At 60.6% G+C, this 16,675-nt stretch carries 20 protein-coding genes; all 20 read left to right on the top strand.

The window, feature by feature from the left end; genetic code table 11:
* Nucleotides 1–8: 8 nt before the first annotated feature.
* The 20 genes from ASD54_RS12320 to ASD54_RS12225 all read left to right on the top strand — a co-directional run bounded on the left by ASD54_RS12320 (nt 9) and on the right by ASD54_RS12225 (nt 16,563).
* A complete protein-coding gene (locus ASD54_RS12320) occupies nt 9–251 on the top strand; it encodes a hypothetical protein (protein ID WP_062554913.1) in 243 nt (80 codons plus the stop codon).
* Nucleotides 248–1,894, top strand: coding sequence for a phage portal protein (locus ASD54_RS12315; protein WP_062554912.1), 1,647 nt, complete (start codon nt 248–250; stop codon nt 1,892–1,894). The genes ASD54_RS12320 and ASD54_RS12315 overlap by 4 nt, the downstream gene beginning before the upstream one ends.
* Nucleotides 1,895–2,194: 300 nt before the next feature.
* Nucleotides 2,195–2,647: a hypothetical protein gene (locus tag ASD54_RS12310; protein WP_062554911.1), complete on the top strand. Its 453-nt coding sequence runs from the start codon at nt 2,195–2,197 to the stop codon at nt 2,645–2,647.
* Between the two features lie 143 nt (nt 2,648–2,790).
* The gene (locus tag ASD54_RS12305) at nt 2,791–3,654 is read left to right on the top strand and encodes a hypothetical protein (protein WP_156379206.1); all 864 of its coding nucleotides are present in this window, start codon (nt 2,791–2,793) and stop codon (nt 3,652–3,654) included.
* Nucleotides 3,599–4,036 (top strand): hypothetical protein, encoded by a 438-nt coding sequence (locus tag ASD54_RS12300; protein WP_062554909.1) that lies wholly within the window; start codon nt 3,599–3,601, stop codon nt 4,034–4,036. Before ASD54_RS12305 ends, ASD54_RS12300 begins: the two co-directional genes overlap by 56 nt.
* 13 nt (nt 4,037–4,049) lie before the next feature.
* Complete coding sequence (locus tag ASD54_RS12295; protein WP_156379204.1) at nt 4,050–4,463, top strand: hypothetical protein; 414 nt, start codon at nt 4,050–4,052, stop codon at nt 4,461–4,463.
* Between the two features lie 29 nt (nt 4,464–4,492).
* Nucleotides 4,493–5,512 carry a major capsid protein gene (locus ASD54_RS12290; protein ID WP_062554907.1) on the top strand — a complete coding sequence of 340 codons (1,020 nt, stop codon included), beginning with the start codon at nt 4,493–4,495 and terminating at the stop codon, nt 5,510–5,512.
* Between the two features lie 69 nt (nt 5,513–5,581).
* Entirely contained in the window at nt 5,582–5,941 is a 360-nt protein-coding gene (locus ASD54_RS12285; protein ID WP_062554906.1) for a hypothetical protein, read from the top strand.
* A complete protein-coding gene (locus ASD54_RS12280) occupies nt 5,938–6,273 on the top strand; it encodes a hypothetical protein (protein WP_062554905.1) in 336 nt (111 codons plus the stop codon). Before ASD54_RS12285 ends, ASD54_RS12280 begins: the two co-directional genes overlap by 4 nt.
* Nucleotides 6,273–6,854, top strand: a complete 582-nt coding sequence (locus tag ASD54_RS12275; protein WP_062554904.1) for a hypothetical protein — start codon at nt 6,273–6,275, stop codon at nt 6,852–6,854. The genes ASD54_RS12280 and ASD54_RS12275 overlap by 1 nt, the downstream gene beginning before the upstream one ends.
* On the top strand, nt 6,854–7,228 hold the full coding sequence (locus ASD54_RS12270; protein WP_062554903.1) for a hypothetical protein: 375 nt from the start codon (nt 6,854–6,856) through the stop codon (nt 7,226–7,228). The genes ASD54_RS12275 and ASD54_RS12270 overlap by 1 nt, the downstream gene beginning before the upstream one ends.
* Nucleotides 7,229–7,314: 86 nt before the next feature.
* Nucleotides 7,315–7,776 carry a hypothetical protein gene (locus ASD54_RS12265; RefSeq protein ID WP_062554902.1) on the top strand — a complete coding sequence of 154 codons (462 nt, stop codon included), beginning with the start codon at nt 7,315–7,317 and terminating at the stop codon, nt 7,774–7,776.
* A gap of 12 nt (nt 7,777–7,788) precedes the next feature.
* Nucleotides 7,789–8,565, top strand: a complete 777-nt coding sequence (locus ASD54_RS12260) for a hypothetical protein (protein ID WP_062554901.1) — start codon at nt 7,789–7,791, stop codon at nt 8,563–8,565.
* Between the two features lie 39 nt (nt 8,566–8,604).
* Complete coding sequence (locus tag ASD54_RS12255) at nt 8,605–9,258, top strand: hypothetical protein (RefSeq protein WP_062554900.1); 654 nt, start codon at nt 8,605–8,607, stop codon at nt 9,256–9,258.
* Nucleotides 9,258–11,693, top strand: coding sequence for a hypothetical protein (locus ASD54_RS12250; protein WP_062554899.1), 2,436 nt, complete (start codon nt 9,258–9,260; stop codon nt 11,691–11,693). Before ASD54_RS12255 ends, ASD54_RS12250 begins: the two co-directional genes overlap by 1 nt.
* Nucleotides 11,693–12,244 carry a hypothetical protein gene (locus ASD54_RS12245; protein WP_062554898.1) on the top strand — a complete coding sequence of 184 codons (552 nt, stop codon included), beginning with the start codon at nt 11,693–11,695 and terminating at the stop codon, nt 12,242–12,244. The genes ASD54_RS12250 and ASD54_RS12245 overlap by 1 nt, the downstream gene beginning before the upstream one ends.
* Nucleotides 12,241–14,106 (top strand): carbohydrate-binding protein, encoded by a 1,866-nt coding sequence (locus tag ASD54_RS12240; protein ID WP_062554897.1) that lies wholly within the window; start codon nt 12,241–12,243, stop codon nt 14,104–14,106. Before ASD54_RS12245 ends, ASD54_RS12240 begins: the two co-directional genes overlap by 4 nt.
* Nucleotides 14,107–14,110: 4 nt before the next feature.
* The gene (locus tag ASD54_RS12235; protein WP_062554896.1) at nt 14,111–14,335 is read left to right on the top strand and encodes a hypothetical protein; all 225 of its coding nucleotides are present in this window, start codon (nt 14,111–14,113) and stop codon (nt 14,333–14,335) included.
* A 77-nt stretch (nt 14,336–14,412) separates the two neighbouring features.
* Nucleotides 14,413–14,670 carry a hypothetical protein gene (locus tag ASD54_RS12230; RefSeq protein ID WP_062554895.1) on the top strand — a complete coding sequence of 86 codons (258 nt, stop codon included), beginning with the start codon at nt 14,413–14,415 and terminating at the stop codon, nt 14,668–14,670.
* 78 nt (nt 14,671–14,748) lie between these two features.
* Nucleotides 14,749–16,563 (top strand): hypothetical protein, encoded by a 1,815-nt coding sequence (locus ASD54_RS12225; protein ID WP_062554894.1) that lies wholly within the window; start codon nt 14,749–14,751, stop codon nt 16,561–16,563.
* The last annotated feature ends 112 nt before the right edge of the window (nt 16,564–16,675 follow it).

The raw sequence follows: 16,675 nt of genomic DNA, 5'->3' as shown, positions 1-16,675 counted from the left end.
GAGGAAGAATGAAGCTGTTTCGCCGCAGGTCCCGTGAGTGGCTTGTCCAAGAGGTCGAAGATATCGAGGAGATCATGGCGTCGCCCATCGTCTCGATCTCCCATCCCACCTCGGGGGGCCAGACCTTCCGAACCCTCACCGAAGCCGCCCTCGTCCTCGCCCAGATCGAAGCCCGTATCGACGAGATAGACGGCGTTAAGCCTGCGAAATCCACACGCAGGGGCGGTTGGTATGGAGTGCGTCCGAGATGAACAGGTCCACAACCACCCAAGCCACGACCAAGCCCCCTGAAAAGGCGACCCGGACGTTCCGTCAGGCACTCGGAACTTGGCGAGCCCGCGCATCCAACTTCTTTGGACTGCCGCCCGGACAGACATTCTTCGAGGCCGCGGGCGAAAACCAACGTGTCGTCCAGGCGACCGACGTCGGACCCAACGCGCGCAACGCCGAGCATGCGAGGCTACGTGCCCAATCGCGCTGGATGTATGCCAACGACCCCTACTTCCGCCAGTCGTGCCGTCAAGTCGGCAACAACGTCGTACACTACGGCATCAAACCCATCATCAGGAACAAGCGCCTGCGGAAGCTGTGGAAGCAGTGGGTCCGCGAGTCCGACGCCAGGGGTCAGCTCGACTTCTACGGCCAGCAGTTCCAAGCCGCCATCGCAATGGCTCGGGACGGCGAGATCATCGCCCGCCTGCGGCCACGGATGGCGAAGGACATGCGCACCAAAATCCCGTTTCAGGTCCAGCTCCTCGAGGCCGACTACCTGCCGCTCGAGAAGACGATCCCCGGAGAGCGTGGAAACCTCATCATCAACGGCGTGGAACGCGACCAGATCGATCGTACCGTCGCATACTGGCTCCTCGACCATCACCCCAAGGACATCTTCCTTGCGGGCTCGGCGTTGCCGAAGAGGGTGCCTGCGTCCGAGGTGCTTCACCTCTACATGCCCGACCGCATCGGTGACACCAGGGGCTACCCTTGGGGTGCGGCCGCCCTTAACACCACCCAGCGCGCCAGGACATACGACGAGGTCCAGCTTGAAAGGATGATCGTCAGCTCCACCAGGGGCGGATACTACAAGAAACCGCGTCTGGCCGGTGACGATGAGTCCATCTTCGACGGTGCCGACGGTGAATTCCGCGCGATGGAACCCGGCGAATGGGTCGAAATCCCCGAAGGCTGGGATATCGAACAGGCGTTGCCGTCGCCCGGCGACTCGAACTACGCCGACGTGAAGCGTGAATACCTCTCACAGCTCGCCGTTTCCTTCGGCTGGTATGTCGAGATGGTCAACATGAACCACGACAAGATGACGTCGGACCGGCAGTACCGCGCTGTCCAGCTCGAGATGATCCGGCACATCGAAGCTATCCAGCACCACGTGATGGTCGCTCGCTTCTGCCAACCGATCTTCGAGCGGTTCGTTCAGGCAGCCTACATGGCCGAACTTTTCGTGCCGGAGCCTGGCAAGACCGTCGAAGACTATTGCGACGTCGAGTGGATGACGCCGAAGCGCGGACACATCCATCCTCTTCAAGAGGTCTCAGCGGTCGTCGAGGCTATCAAGAACGGTCTCATGTCTCGCAAGCGAGGCGTCGCCCAGCTCGGCGAAGACGTCGAGGACATCGATGCCGAGAACGCGACCGACATGGCGCGGGCGTTCCTGCTCAAGCTCGGCTATCCGGTCTACGGCCTGGACAAGTTGTTCCCGGATACGGCAGCACCCACCACCCCCGACGGGGAACCGTCAGCGTCATCTCTTCCGCTGGCCCTCCTCTCGTCCTCCGAGGACCTCGACGGCGATGACCTGTCATTCGATCTCGAAGACGACCTCGATGAAGCCGACGAGGATCAGCTCGAAGACGCCGACGAACTGGAACCGGCCTAGAAAAAAATGATGCGGCAGCTGACGTCGGCCGCCGCATCTTCCTGTCCCTGAACATCTGGCGTTTCCGGGTGTCTGGCATAACCCGTAAAATTGCGGCGAAGTCACATCAGGTTAGGTAACCAGTTGTCTTAATTCGATGTTATGACCCCGCCGCGTAGGTCTTGGCCGTCGAAACGGTTCAGAGGGAGATTTGATCGGTCCGGACAGAGGCGTGAGAAAACAGGGAACCGAAGTGGTTTATCGCATCCACCGGATCGGGGCGGCCTACCTGCCGTCATCTCACACCAGGAGACCCTGGAAATGGCTACTTCTACCCACCGCATCCCTGAATCTGAAACCGCGATTGCTGACAAGGCAATCGTGAAATTCAGGGAGACGCTCCTCGCAGGCGCATCCTCTCCAGTCATGACGATCGACGACGCTGTCGTTGTCGTCACGATGACGGAGATCGTCGCGGGTCCACGTGCGGAGCTCTTGTCTCACATCGATGAGGCAACGACTGCGCGCCTGGATTTCGGGAGGCAGACTACCGTGTCATATGCTGACCTCTATCATATCTTCTTCGGCGAAATGACCGGCGAAGAGATGCAGCGGCAGCTGAACCTCTCTATGATCTTGCTCCGTTTGTCGGACCGGAAAGTAGAACAAGGCTTGATTGATGAGGCCAATGACATCGTCAGGGACCTCGATATCATGGTCATGACGCCGATGCTGGTGACGGCAATGGCGTGGCTCAAGCTGAAGGCACAATAGTCTTCTGGACTCAGTTCGACAACCAGACCCCGGGGGAAACCTCGGGGTCTTTTTTTATGCCGTTTTCGCCGGCGGCCGAGGCTGCGCTGAATCTTGCAGCTGACTTTGTCACGCTCCCTGAAGACAGAAATTCAGGACGTCGCATGCCCAAGATCAGGCGGAAACAACAGACCAGGACACAGGGAGTCGAGCTTTCGAAGCGCGCCATCCTCGTCGATCCGTCTGCCGTCGACGACGCCGCCGGCCGTTTCTCGATGATCGCGACGACCGAGACGCCGGTCAGGACGTCGATCCCCGATCCTCTGGACCCCACGAAGACGATCGAGGTTGACGAGGTCCTACTCGCTTCCGGTCTCGACTTCTCACGCGTCCCCGGCATGCCGTTGATGGACAACCACATGCTCGAACGTGGCCTTGAGGCGACCCTGGGCCGCGTCGACAACGTCCGCGTCGAAGGCACCGAGGTTCACGCCGACGGTGTCTACGCCCCCAGCCGCAAGTCCATCGCCGCCGACCAGAAGGCGGGGTTCTACCCCCAGGTCAGCGCGGGCTTCACCGTCAATGAATACGTGATCACCGAGCGCGAGGGCCAGGTCCCGCTCGCTGAAGCCGTGTCCTGGACCCTCCACGAGGTGTCCATCGTCCCCGTCGGGGCGGACCCCAACGCGATCGTCACGGGCACCCGGGGAAAGAAGCTCTACCCCCTGCCCGCCTTCACCCGGAAGCGGTCGAAAACAAGAAAACAGGAGAGAAACATGGATGAGACTCAAATCGAGGACCTCGTAATCGCGGCCGAAGAAGCTATCGACGAAGCCATTGCGGCCGTCGAGGACGCCGTGGATGCCGACGTCGAGGTTTCGGACGAACTGCTGGAGCGCGCACGCGGTCTCCGGAAGTTCCGTGGCAAGCGTAACAAGCGCGCCCGCGCCGAGGAAGACGATGCCGCCGAAGATGAAGTTCGCTCGAAGCGCAAGCGCCGACGAGGACGAGGACGGCGAGACCCGTAGCAAGCGCAAGGCACGTTCCGAAGAGGAAGAGGAGATCGCCCAGCTCGAGGAAGAAATCCGTAAGCTGAGGGCGAAGCGCAAGGCCCGTGCCGATGAGGATGTCGCGTCCGACGAGGAGCTGACGCCAGAAGAAGAGGCCGACGCCGACCAGGCCGTCAGGACCGCCAAGCGCGCTTCCGAGGAACTCGGCCAGTTCGCACGTCTGATGCGCGCCAATGGCGCTCGTGGCTCCCAGATTCGCAAAGCAGTCCTTCGCGAACTGACCAAGGCAGGCGCTCGCGGCCTTTCCACCGACGGCCTCACGGTCAGGGATGACCGCGAGCATCAGTCCTCGGCGGCCTCGACGCGCAGCCGTTACGACAAACTCAACAAGCGCGCATAAGGAGCCCTGAGATATGGCTATCACTTACATGAACAGGGTCGCCGCGGCCTTCATTCTTTCCACCGCCAGAAGCGACCGGTCGTACAGCACCGTGACGCTCAAGGAATCCGAGACCGAATATGTCTCGGGCGAAGTCGTCGTCGCCGAATACGAGGAAGCGGTCTCCGCTTCCGGAGACTTCGACACGCCGACCGGTCTTTGGGTTGCCGCAACCTCGGTGCCTGCCGCCGATTTCGAGGGCTACGCGAAGGTAAAGGCCGCCTTCCTGGTGCGCCCGACGCTCGCGACCGATGGCGACATCAATGAGCTCGTCGTCGATCAGGACGCCGAGGTCCGCACGAGTGACACGACGCTCTCCGCCCTATCCGCTCCAGCGAAAGCTCTGATCGTCGCCGCCGTAGAGGCCGCGGGCATCAAGCTGCGCTGATCACAGAATTCCGAGGAGGAACACAGACTATGGCAACTTTCGTTGATTTCTACAGGGGCGCACAGGGCGTCTTCACTCAGAGGGCGATGCTCGACTACGTCGACAAGAAGCCCTACATTCCGCAGCACTTCGCGAAGTGGCTGCCGTGGACGACCAAGGGCGTCTACCTGAACGCGGCCTTCATTGAGCTGAAGGAAGGCAACCTGTCGCTCATCCCGGAAGCTCCGCGTGGAGCGAAGGGTGACAGCACCCAGCGCGACACCCGCGGCGTCTTCCCGGTGATGATCCCGCACTACCCCCAGACCGACGCCCTTCTCGCGGAGTCGATCCGTGGCGTCCGTGCGGCGGGGTCCGAACTCGAACAGGCTTTCGAAACAGAGCGTAACGACATCCTGGACAAGCAACACAACCGCAACCTGCTCCGTTGGGAATACTCCAAGGGCGGCGCGATCACGGGCGTTCTCCTCGAAATGGACGCCGACGGCAACTTCTTCTCGAGGTACGACTGGTACGATCTGTTCGGCGTTACCCGCCACCAGGTCGAGTTCGACCTCAACACCGCCTCGACACCGATCGTCGAGAAGCTGATCGAGTGCAAGGAACTCTCCGAAGAAGAACTCGGTGCCTTCGATGCGAACGGCTACGTTCTCATCTGCGGCAAGACCTTCTTCAAGAAGCTCACGGGCCACCCGAAGATGGCGGAAATCTGGAAGCGCTGGAAGGACGGCGAGTTCCTGCGCGCCGACAACCGCGAAGGCTTCCCGATCGCCAACGACATCTTCGCCGTGTCGTACAGCCGCGGCAAGATCGCCGGCCGTCCGCTCATCGCCGATGACGAGGCATACCTCTGCCCGATCGCCGACGACATGTACCAGGTCCGCCACGCTCCCGGCATCGCGACCGCGACGCTCGGCCAGATGGGCGAGCCCGAGTACTTCTCAACGGAACTGTTGCCGCACGATGCTGGCGTCGAGATGAAGTCCACCACGGACGTTATCTCCTACACCCAGCGCCCGCGCGCAATCATCAAGCTCAAGCTGAAGCCGTAAGGCTCGCTTGTCACGGTCGGGCGGCGAACTCCCTACGCCGCCCGACCGGATATCTCCGAGGAGGTTCCGATGTCCGCCAAGGCTTTCCAACTCATGACCAAGCGAGCCATGAAGCACCTGCGCGAGCCGGGTGTGCATCGCTGGTTGCGGCATGACGGCCCTGTCGTCGGCGACGCCATCGAACTGATATTCAACCCATCGCACGCCGTGGTGGAAACCGACGGCCTGAGCATGACCGCACCGCAGCCCATGGCCTGGGTCATGCTTTCACACGTGGTCTCGATAGCGCCCGAACGCGGCGACGCCATCGACTGCGCAATCGACAACGACGACACGCTGCTGATCTCGGGCCGCTCGTATCAACCCATCTCGTGTCGGCTGGTGTCGCACGATCTTCTCGAGATCACACTGATAGAGGACCGCAGATGACCGCCGACCTGAAAACCGTACAACTCCCCATCGCCAACAATCCGGGCTACGACGCGCTCCAGATCGTCATGCTTGATAGCTCGAATGTATCGACGCACACCGTCGGTGCTTCGGCTTCCACACACGTCTGCCACCCCTCCACGGACATCGTCGAAATCCATGTCGGTGGCGACACTGGCATCCTGATCGGAAACGGCAGCGTATCGACCGATGCCCAGATGCTCGACCTTCCGCCTGGCGTCCACTTTTACGGCCTCCCTGACGGCCTGAAGACGCTCGTCTGGAAAGCCATCGCCGACGACACGGTGGTTAAAATTCTGGAGGTACGTTGATGTTTAAGCCCTCACTCAAAACCATCGGCGGCACGGGCGGCACATCCGTAGACCAGGTTCAACGGATGGTCGATCAAGCCACTTGGAATTCGACCGGGAGAGGCGAACACGGTTGGGTCGGCAGTGACTTGGTCGTCCTTAACGGCTCGAACGCGTATGAACTCTACAATGCCGGTCCACACGCAAACGAAGTGATGTTCACCGTTGATGGAGCTGCGGTCGCCGACTACGGCGACATACATGTACAGCTTATCGACGGCTCGGGCGAAGTTATTAGCGGCTACAGCGGATACATGAACGACGTAAATGTGTCGATGAATGTGGCGGTCTCGAATGCTCAATCTATAGTCGTTTACCAAGGGTTTTCGAGCGGATTTAACTTGCGCGGATACGTACATATCCAGCGCAGCGCAGACGGATTTTTTGTCAGCACAAACTTCTTCGACTACACGCGGCACTTCATCGGTACACTTGCAGTCGGAGATGCCGACTGCACCGGTATACGCATTTTCAGTCACGGAAACGGTGACGGAACAGACAACTTCATCGGCGGCTACGCATACTTGCAGTGGAGAAATTGATGCCAACACTGACACGCTACGACGTCAAAACCAAAACCACGACGACGGTCGAGATCGCTCCTCTGCCGCCGAGCAAGCCCTATCTCCGTAACCTTTCGCGACGCCAGTTTTACCAGGCGCTGGCGCTCGGTGACGATCCATACATCACCGAGGCCGAGGCTCTCGCAGCCGTCGCCAGCGGTATGCTGCCTGCTGCCGTGGAAGCGATTGTCTCCAACCTTCCATCCGAGACCCAGTTCTCCGCGAGGATGCTCCTGGTCGGAGCGACGACGTTCGTCCGGTCGCATCCTCTCGTCGGCGCATTCGGAGTCGCGCTCGGCATGTCCGAGTCCCAGCTCGATGAATTCTGGCTCGGTGCATCAAAGCTCGGCTGACGTCCGGTTTTAGCCGGCGGCGACCGCTGCGCTGAATCTTGCAGCCGGGTTTGACACGATCTCTGGGTAATCCTGGCGAGATCGTAATGGCCGACAACGAGCATGCAATCATACAGTTGAGGAAGGCTATCGAGCGCCGTCTACGTGACGGCGTTGAAGGCCTTGTCTCGATTGTCCCTGCGCTCCGCGCCGACCGCGATTTCCAGTCGAATGAGTTTCCGCTTGTCGTGATCCAGATCGCCGAGACCGTCGGTCCGGTTACCGAAGGCCCCAGTCGGGGCAAGGCCAAGAAGCGCAGCATCGTCGCAGCTATCCAGATCGCCCAGATCGGCGACCCCGACGACGGGGAAGAGGCGCTGGCGGAGTTTCAGACAAAGGTCGAAGCCGTCCTCGACAGCGATCCGCCGGTCCTTCGCGGCGTCAAGAATTGGTTCCACGCCCAGACCTCACCGACTGCCGGCTCACCGCAGGCGGGCGTCGCCGAGAAAACCCTGACGTACACATGCACGATCCTGACCGCTCCCGGTCGGGCCGACATCATTCTTTGAGGAGAAACATCAATGGCTCAAATCTTCCAGCCTGACTACGACAGCTACGTACACCAGTCCGCCCAGGCGCGTTTCCAGCCGCGTGGCAAGGACTACGCCGAGAGCCTTGGCGACATCGAGACCGCACCGATGACCATCGCGCTCACCGACATCTCCCGCTATTCGCGTGAAGGTGCCGAAAAGGTTCTGGCGGCCGTGAAGACCATCCAGAAGGAAACCAACTTCACGATGACCATCTTCTCGCTGAACCGCACGACGGCAGCGCTCTACTTCATGGACGACCTCGGCGCGAAGCTGGTCCAGACCGCCGTGACGTCGGAGACGATCACGTTCCAGTCTCCCAAGGTCAAGCGTTCCTACAACCTCGGAAAGCGCAAAGTCACGATCATCTCGATTGACGACGGCGGCGATGAGCCGATCACCTTCGTTCGCGACGTCCACTACAAGCTGAACTCCGAAACGGGTGATATCGAGATCATCGCCGTCCCGGAAGGTGCGACCCAGATCGAGGTTACGTTCTCGGCCGCCGCTATCACGGCGCAGGACGATATCGGCGTCTACGGTCTGGTCGCGAACCAGGGCAGCTACGGCAAGATCACGTTCTACGGAACACATGACGACGGCTTCAAGTACCAGGTTGAACTCTGGAACTGCCGCATCACGACGACGTCGATCCAGCTTCAGGGAACCGACGACTTCGTGTCGCTCGAGCTTAACGTCCAGGTCCTTGCCGACGGCACTCAGCCTCCGCAGTTCCGCTACGCGAAGATCACCGAACTCAAGGACTGACGGGAGACCGTCGGCATCTGAGCCAGGGAGGGCGTATCGATGCAGGCACCGAAACCTATAACGATCCATGACATCCTCGTCGCCGCAGACCCGGCGGCGAGACATGGCATTTTGGTCGGTCGCAAGCAGCACTACGTCAGAGGCCTGAGCGTCCGTGAAATTCTCCACCTGATCGCGCTTTACCCTACCCTCGCCGAGGTTATCGACCCCAGCACACCGCGAACGACTGCGGACGAATGGGTCGAGGCGATCGGTGTCGATGCGATCGAGACCGTAGGGGCCAAGGGGTCGGACGTCTCGGCGAAGCTGATTTCCGGCCTCGAGATCGAGTTCAAGCTCGACCTGTTCTTCTCGGTACTGAGCGCGACCCTGATGACCCGTCCGGGGTCGGACTTCTTTCCGAAGGAAAAGAAGCCTGCACAGCCGAAAAGGCCGCGCCGGCCTACACCCAAGGACAATGAGAAGGCTGCCGACGACGTGCGGCCAGACTCCGGTCTCCTGGCGATGGTGAAGGACGCCACCGAGTACACGCTGCGCACCGGTCGGGACGGAATGGAGCTGACGCCCGCCGCCCTCGGCTTCGCACTACGTGTCCAGGCTGACATCAACCGCAATGACAGGATTTCAATATTCCACGCCGTCGCCGCCGCGATGGGCGACAAGGACAGCCATGAAGCTGTCGGAGACATCTGATGGCTAGTAGACACCCGAATATCATCGCAAGGTTTGCCATCGACGGTATCGACGCCGTCGGCAGAGGTCTGCGCCGTCTTGAGACGTCCATCAGAGACGCGGCTTCCCGTGCCGGCCGTGCGACCACCGACCTCGCACGGCGGGCTGGCACCGCGATCCGCCGCGAGTTCGCCAACGCCGCATCTGATTCCGTGGCGCAGGTGACCAAAAGGATCGAACAGGCCACCGCGGGTCTCAAGAAGCTCGCGACGGCTACGAAGACCGTCGGCTTCTCCGCCATGGAAAAGTCCGCCAAGGCCGCCTTTATCGGGATCGGCGCGGCCGCCGCCGCTGCTGGTGCCAAAGTCGCGGCCGCGATGGCGATCACGTCGTCTTCCGCGACCGACCTCAGTAAAATGGACCTGACGAACCGCCAGACGGGCGTCTCGGTGCAGGATCAAGCTGCCCTGCGCGGCATTGCCGGATTGCAAGGGACAGACCCCGACAGTCTTTTCGGGTCCCTACAGACCGTATCGGCGACTGTTCGTGAACTCGAGCGCAACCGCGACCTGAACCAAGACGCCCAGAGCCGTTCGAGGGGTTTCCTGAGATACGGCCTCGGCCTCGCTCTGCAGACAGGTGACGCCGATTCCCTCAATCAGTTGATCGAGGCGTCCAAGTCGACCGGTATGGCTGACATCAAGAACGTCGAGTACCGGATGAAGCGGCTTGAGGCCGTCATCCGCTCGACCCAGCGCGGCCGGATTGCGTCGAACCTCGCCAACCAGTACCTGAAAGACGGTGCGGATACGCAGGGCATCGAAGCCATGCGGAAGGCGCAGGCCGAACTCCTGTTGCCACTCGTCCTCCAGTTCCAGCAGTTGTTAGAAGCCTCGAAAGCGCTGCGCGAATCGATGGGTCCTGCGGGCCGTGCATTGGAAGACCTAAAGGAAGTCGGTCTCGATGCCGACGTCGCTCTCGGCGGCGGGGTCGAAGCCCTCGAAGAAATCGCAGAGGCAATTCAGAAGTTCGATTCGGCACGTCAGGTCGAACTCGTGCGAGGTCTTTTCGGCGACACGACCCAGCTACCCGTCCTGCGCCAGGGGCGCGAGGGAGTGCGCAGATACCAGGCCGATATGGAGCGGTACGGTGGTAAGGTCACCGACGCCGACGGAGAGGCTGCTTCCGAGCTGAAGCGCGCCGAACTGGTGCGAAACACGGCGATCGGTGGAGCCAAGCTCGAGATCGCGCGTGAACTGACGCCTATCCTTATCGAGACCAATCGGGCTTTCGCGGATTGGCTCGCCGCCAACCGTAAATCCATCGCGGTCTGGACCCGCGAGGCTTTTGTCGAGATCACCGCCGTCGTTCGTGACATCGCGGGTCTCTTCAGTGGCGACAAGTCGTTCGAATCCGCGCTCTTCACGAAGGGGCAGGCGGTCGTCGATTGGGCGATGGGTGCCTACAACAAGGCCAAGGAGGTGGCGATTGCCGTCACCGCTTTGGTATTCGACGTTCTCGCGAAGACCTACACCGAGTTCCAGAAGGTAATGTCCGGTCAGGATTCCGAATGGGCCTGGCTGAACTATGTCCGAGACGGCTTCGTCGCGATCGCCGATGCGGTACGCGACGTCGTAGCCGTTTTCAGCGGTGGCGAGGCTGTCCGGTTTGAATGGCTCAATCAAGCCCGCGCCGTTGTTCTCGACTTCCTGGCACACCTCAAAGAAGCCTGGGGCATGTTCAAGCGGGTCCTGGACGTTCTCCACTCCGGACTGAAGGTCATCGGCAGCTTTCTTGGCACTGACGTCCTCACGACCGCTCTATTCCTCGGCATGCTCCGCTTCTCCGGCATCCTGGGCGCGATGGTTGGCACCGTGCGTATCCTCTTCGGACTGGCCGGTGGTCTCTCTACAGCATTCGGTGCGGCGTTCGCAACGATGGCGACTGCCGCGGCTGCCGTGGTCGGACAGGTCGCTCTGATTGGCGCTACATTACTGGCGTCCTGGAAAATCGGGGAGTGGCTTGGCGGCAAGCTCATCGAACCGCTCGTCAACCGCGACAATAAAATCCAGGATGACACCGCCCGCCTGATGAGGATGCAAGACAAGGCATACGGTGACAGGAAATACGCGTCGATGACCCGCGATCAGCAGCTCGAATACCGGGCGGCGCGTGGCTACGACAACTACGGTGTCATGAGCACAGGGCAGCGCAACGCGGCCGCGCAGGCCGAGCTTGATGCGCGGAAAGCATCTGGCCGGATTTTGACCTACGCGGACACTGGCTCGTCTCCAGAGGAGCGCCTGCGCATCGATGACATGCTCCAGAAAGCACGGTCGCGGCAGTCGATCGACCTGAATTTCAAGATCAACGGAAAGACGTTCTCCGGACGCTACGACGAGCAGGAAGGCAACGGCCTCGTCAGCGAGCTACGGCGGGCGGTGAGGCTAGACTGATGAACGATTACACCCCATTCACCCCCTTCATCTGCACCGACCTCGCGATCGGCTGGCAGTCGTGCACCGAGCTGACGATCGACCGTACGTACATCGAAGGTGCCGTCGTGAAAGACCGCACGTGGAACGGCCGCGCGGTCACCATGTCGGACTCCGCGTTCGACCTGATGTCTGTAGTCATTAAAGCCAGTGGACCCGGGGAAATGCGACCACCGGCTCTCGACCACGTGCAGAGGCTGCCGTCGTTTCAAGCGGTGCCGAGCTTCCTCATGCCCGATATCTTCTATGTGGGCGAGACGATGCGCACCCTCGCCCGCGATCCGCATCCGGGGTCTATCCGCGTACTGACGCTTGGGTTTGAAGACGTGCCGTTCACTGCGTCAGGCCGTGTGGTGACCCTGCTGGCACCCGCACCGGCCGTCCTGCGCATCTACTACCGCCCAATCCTCGAACTCACCGTGTGGGAGCCCCTCAAGGAAACCACCGTCGAAGGCCTAGCCGAAGTCTCATGGGAACTCCCATGCCAGGAAGTCGGAGGGCCTGACGAATGATGAAATGGCTCGCACCCCTGGCCGCATGGAACACCCCGTTCGATCCGGCGCTGCACTGCAAGAACCAGTTCGAGGTCTTCGATTTCGTCTCCCGCGAGGCGGAGGAAGGCGACGTCATACGCTTCACCTTCGAGACGACCGTCAAGAACGTCCACATGACGACTTTGGTCGGTCTGAACCAGCAGTATTTCGTGTATTCGGAGCGCGCCGAGGACGACGTCGCACCGCGCCAGGTCATCCGTGGTCGCGTCAACGTGGTTCCCATCGAACTCGGTGACGTCACCGCCAAGCTGGAGTTCATTGCAGTCCCTCCCCGCGAAGACCTGGTCCTACGCGCGGCCGCCATGGCGCTCCGCGTCGGCGAGGTCGAATACGATGCCGACGCGGCTCCCGAGGACCGCTACGACGACGACCGCTATGACCCTGCGTTCTTTGACTTGGACGCGATCCTCGATCCGACAACCGCGATCCTCGCACGTAACGAGTTCTGGAGGTTTGACCCGATCACGCTCCTTCCGGAACTCGTGTCGATCTCCGACGGACGCACCGAACACGTCGTCCCGAGCGGTCTCCGGTCGGGCGGGATATCCCTTCAGGTCAACAACCCTCCGAAGCCCGTGACGAGGCTCCGGGTATCGGCGCAGTTCGCGCAGCGCAACCGCGCACGTCAGGACTTCAACAGGATCAAGACGATCCGAACCTATACCTTCGACGACCTACAGTCCTCGATGCCTAAGGCTGGCGACCCGATCGGCAGCGACACGGGATGGACCTTCGACAGCATCGAAGTCACCGACGTCACTCCTGCGGCGACCTCGTTGCGCGTCCAGGCCAACAGCGCTAACTACGGCGACGCCGCAGGGTCTTACCTACACCTCCGTGCGAAGGAGATAACGGTAAACTGGCGTGCGTATCACGACTATGAGCAGGCCCGTGAGGAAATCCTCGATATCGAGATGCCCGTGGCGCTGGAGCGTCCCGTTGCCGACGAACTCGTCGAGACCGTCGAAGTCCTACAGCTCGGCGACATAAACGCCGACCACGTGACCCCGTATTGGGAATATGAACACCCGGATACGCTGATCCGCAAGCACTACAAGGTCGGTGATTCCGTCCAGTACAACGGCCGTCGGTTTACCTGCCTCGTCGAACACGACGCCACGCCCCGGTTTTCAATGTGGTGGGGCATTCCGAAGGAAAAATACTGGTCTCGGGCCTTTACCAAGCTCGCTCCGCAGGCTGACCGCCGCCTCGCAACGTACTTTGGCACCAACCGTGGCAAGCGGTCGATGCGCTATGCCGTGAACCGCCTCCGCCGCATCGTTACGCTGCGCGCACGCTGTGCGGTCCTGACGTTTCCGATCCCATACCTCGACGCCAGGTCTATGTCCTGTGCGGACACGATAAGGATCGAGGCTCCACGCGTTGGTGAGGTCGTCGGCAAGATCATCTCCATCGAGCGCCGGATCGACAACCGGGGTCAGCGGATCGCGCAGATACAGATCGCCGCGGCGAACGGTGACGGCACCCTGCCGCCCGAGGCAAGCGAGAACCAGGAGCAGACTGGCGATCTGGCGTATTCCACGACCTTCGGGAGGCTCTACCAGCCCGTCAACGCGGTCGGTCTGGATACGATCGGCCCATACGCCGATATCGTAGACAACGATGCGACCGCCCAGGAAGCCATTGCGCGTGAAGCGGCAACCACCGGCCTCGACCCCATCGCCGCGATCGGTGCCAACCCCACTCGTTGGACGATAGCGTTCCCGTCTCTCCGCGAAGAGGACCTTCTCGCCCGTCGGATAACCCTGCGGACGGTGCCGTTGAGGCTGCCGAAACAGATCAGATTCACACCGGAGTAAGCCCATGTCTTTCAGTGCCACATCCGCGATCGTCGAACTCATGGACCGCCGCATCCAGAAGCAGCGGTCGAGGGCGGCCGCCGCGAGCTATACGAACCCTCGCGGACGTCGGGATACCGCCGAGGACGACTCCTCGGCGGCCATCATCGGCTCCCTGACGGCCGTGGACGCATCCTCGTGCCTGGAATCCACCGAAGTGACCTACACGCCGCCGACCCCGGACCCGTAACCGTCGGCGGCGGGCTGAATCTTGCAGCTGAATGTGCGGTCATGGGTTCATGATCTTCGAAATATGGACAAAACTCGATGACCGAAGCCGAAATCCGCGCACTTGCATCCACAGCCGCTAGAGAGGCCGTCAAGGAAGTCTTTTCGCTGATGCGCGTTGACCCAGCTGACATCGACTCCGTCGTGGGGTTCACGGACGACCTCCGATATCTCCGCCGGCAGCGTGAAGCCGCAGAGAAAATCTCCTTCAAGGCCGTGGCCGCCATCTTCACGACGGCCGTAACCGGTGCGGGCGCTCTGGTCTGGCTGGGTCTCCAAGATTTCTTCACACGCTGAAATTTCGGCCGGCGAAATTTGCAATGGCGAATCCGCGAACAAAAAGTCTCATCAGAAACGTCTGGGGGAGACAAAAAATTGAAAAAAGACACCAACACTCACGTTATTGCATCCAAGATCATCGAAAACGGATTGCAAGACCTCGGTAGGCGCGCACTGGCCGTCAAATTGGGGATTTCGGAGCGCCAGGCGCGTTATGCGTTGGAAATGATCCGTAATCGGGTCGAAACAAGGCCTGTAGAGCCGCCGAAGCCTCTCGACACCACCGACACCATTCCACCGACGGCATCCTTCGACGAACGCGCGTCCGTAACGGACCTGACGAACTGGCGTGAAGGCTGGACCCGCGAATTCCACCCCCCGAAAATCGAATCCGAGACCGATCGCAAGGGTCAGGTCCGCACCCGCAGCGTAACCCATGACCCGGGCGTCGTGTGGCCTGCAAACTGGCAGGGACCAACCTCGTACGACCAGCTCGGCATCGCTGCGAAACCCAACAGGCGGGTCAAATGGGGTCTCATCGTCACGGCGGCACAACAGCACACCCCTGTGCACGGCCCTGCCCTCATGGCGCTGGCGGCACTGGCCGCCTATCGGGATGCATCTCTCTGCATAGTCGGGATCGAACACACCGCCCAAGGCGCGGCATCGAAAACCGACAAGATCGCCGATTGGCCCGCGATGGTCGAAGGCTATGTGACGACCCAGCGCCATGATCTCGGAGACATCGTCGTAGACGGTGCCTTTCCGATAAAGGCAACGCACGAGGCTCCTCTTGACGGCATAGGATCATATTGCCAGGGACGCTCGCATGTCTTCGGCAGTATGCGTCAAGACATGATAACGCTTCCGAGGTTCCGGGGCGCAAAGCAGGCCTTCGCCCGCGCTTCCGGTGCGATCAGCGTGCCGAACTATTCACGTTCGAAGGCCGGAATGACTGCGATCCAAAATCACGTGATCGGTGCCGTCATCATCCAGGGCGACTTCGAAGGCAATGTCTTCAGCCGGAATGTCCGGTGTCATCCAGTGTCAGGGGAAATTTGGGATTTAGACGTGGTCGTGGAAAACGGCATCGTCAGAGACGCCTCGACGGTAATCGAAGAGCGTGGCCTCAAGCGTCCCGTGCTGGGCGTAGGCTGTGTTCACGTCCGCTGGATCAACCAGTCATGCGTGAGGGCGCTCTGGGGCAAGCCCGAAGGCGACATCTCCGTTGTCGAGGCACTTAATCCGTCGGAGCAGGTCCTGAACGACGTCTACGATGGATATTCCGGAAGCCCGCATAACCGGAAGAATCCATTCCTACAGATCGAAAAGCGGATCAACGACGACGACGATATCGAGGCGGAACTCAAGCTTACCGCCGACTTCCTCGAGTCTATCCAAAGCCCGTCCCGGAATACGTGGATCGTCGAGAGCAACCATCACAAGCACTTCTTCCGCGCCCTCCTAGAACTGGACTGGAAGCGAGACCCTAAGAACGCCGCTGTATTGCTGAGATGCAATCTAGCGCAAGTCGAGGCTATGCAGGCAGGTGATAAGACGTTCAATGTGTTGGAGCATGCCCTTAAACTGGCGAACCCTGCGGCAAATTTTCTCATGTCTAGCCTCGACCAGCCTTTGAGGTTCTTCCGCTACTTCTTCCAATGCCACGGCGATCAGGGGTCCAACGGCTCGAGAGGATCGAACACCAACCTCAAGGGTCTCGGCATCGATATCGCGGCTGCGGACAATCACGCGGTCGAAAACCACCGTCAGCTCGTGCGTCTCGGAAACATCATCGACGAGCCGCCATATGCACGGGGCATCAACACCTGGGGTCATTCATTCGGTATCGAGCAACCCGACGGCACTATGCAGTTGGTGCCGATCGTGAGCGGGAAATGGCGGCCTTGAGGGCCGCCTAAGCCCTCCCAAAATTTATTTTTCCGATCGCTTGAAACCACCCCTTGGAACACTCTACCTATGTCTCACAGGTTAAATTTTGCTAACAAAGCAAGCCAACACG

The sequence above is a fragment of the Rhizobium sp. Root149 genome, from assembly GCF_001427345.1.
GTDB lineage: Bacteria > Pseudomonadota > Alphaproteobacteria > Rhizobiales > Rhizobiaceae > Neorhizobium > Neorhizobium rhizoryzae.
Note: the sequence above shows the minus strand (reverse complement) of the source record. Positions and strands in the feature narration are given on the sequence as shown.

What these genes read in the sequence shown, in the direction of transcription:
- ASD54_RS12320 (WP_062554913.1), top strand. Translation starts at nt 9, where the DNA reads ATGAAGCTGTTTCGCCGCAGGTCCCGTGAGTGGCTTGTCCAAGAGGTC.
- ASD54_RS12315 (WP_062554912.1), top strand. Translation starts at nt 248, where the DNA reads ATGAACAGGTCCACAACCACCCAAGCCACGACCAAGCCCCCTGAAAAG.
- ASD54_RS12310 (WP_062554911.1), top strand. Translation starts at nt 2,195, where the DNA reads ATGGCTACTTCTACCCACCGCATCCCTGAATCTGAAACCGCGATTGCT.
- ASD54_RS12305 (WP_156379206.1), top strand. Translation starts at nt 2,791, where the DNA reads ATGCCCAAGATCAGGCGGAAACAACAGACCAGGACACAGGGAGTCGAG.
- ASD54_RS12300 (WP_062554909.1), top strand. Translation starts at nt 3,599, where the DNA reads ATGAAGTTCGCTCGAAGCGCAAGCGCCGACGAGGACGAGGACGGCGAG.
- ASD54_RS12295 (WP_156379204.1), top strand. Translation starts at nt 4,050, where the DNA reads ATGGCTATCACTTACATGAACAGGGTCGCCGCGGCCTTCATTCTTTCC.
- ASD54_RS12290 (WP_062554907.1), top strand. Translation starts at nt 4,493, where the DNA reads ATGGCAACTTTCGTTGATTTCTACAGGGGCGCACAGGGCGTCTTCACT.
- ASD54_RS12285 (WP_062554906.1), top strand. Translation starts at nt 5,582, where the DNA reads ATGTCCGCCAAGGCTTTCCAACTCATGACCAAGCGAGCCATGAAGCAC.
- ASD54_RS12280 (WP_062554905.1), top strand. Translation starts at nt 5,938, where the DNA reads ATGACCGCCGACCTGAAAACCGTACAACTCCCCATCGCCAACAATCCG.
- ASD54_RS12275 (WP_062554904.1), top strand. Translation starts at nt 6,273, where the DNA reads ATGTTTAAGCCCTCACTCAAAACCATCGGCGGCACGGGCGGCACATCC.
- ASD54_RS12270 (WP_062554903.1), top strand. Translation starts at nt 6,854, where the DNA reads ATGCCAACACTGACACGCTACGACGTCAAAACCAAAACCACGACGACG.
- ASD54_RS12265 (WP_062554902.1), top strand. Translation starts at nt 7,315, where the DNA reads ATGGCCGACAACGAGCATGCAATCATACAGTTGAGGAAGGCTATCGAG.
- ASD54_RS12260 (WP_062554901.1), top strand. Translation starts at nt 7,789, where the DNA reads ATGGCTCAAATCTTCCAGCCTGACTACGACAGCTACGTACACCAGTCC.
- ASD54_RS12255 (WP_062554900.1), top strand. Translation starts at nt 8,605, where the DNA reads ATGCAGGCACCGAAACCTATAACGATCCATGACATCCTCGTCGCCGCA.
- ASD54_RS12250 (WP_062554899.1), top strand. Translation starts at nt 9,258, where the DNA reads ATGGCTAGTAGACACCCGAATATCATCGCAAGGTTTGCCATCGACGGT.
- ASD54_RS12245 (WP_062554898.1), top strand. Translation starts at nt 11,693, where the DNA reads ATGAACGATTACACCCCATTCACCCCCTTCATCTGCACCGACCTCGCG.
- ASD54_RS12240 (WP_062554897.1), top strand. Translation starts at nt 12,241, where the DNA reads ATGATGAAATGGCTCGCACCCCTGGCCGCATGGAACACCCCGTTCGAT.
- ASD54_RS12235 (WP_062554896.1), top strand. Translation starts at nt 14,111, where the DNA reads ATGTCTTTCAGTGCCACATCCGCGATCGTCGAACTCATGGACCGCCGC.
- ASD54_RS12230 (WP_062554895.1), top strand. Translation starts at nt 14,413, where the DNA reads ATGACCGAAGCCGAAATCCGCGCACTTGCATCCACAGCCGCTAGAGAG.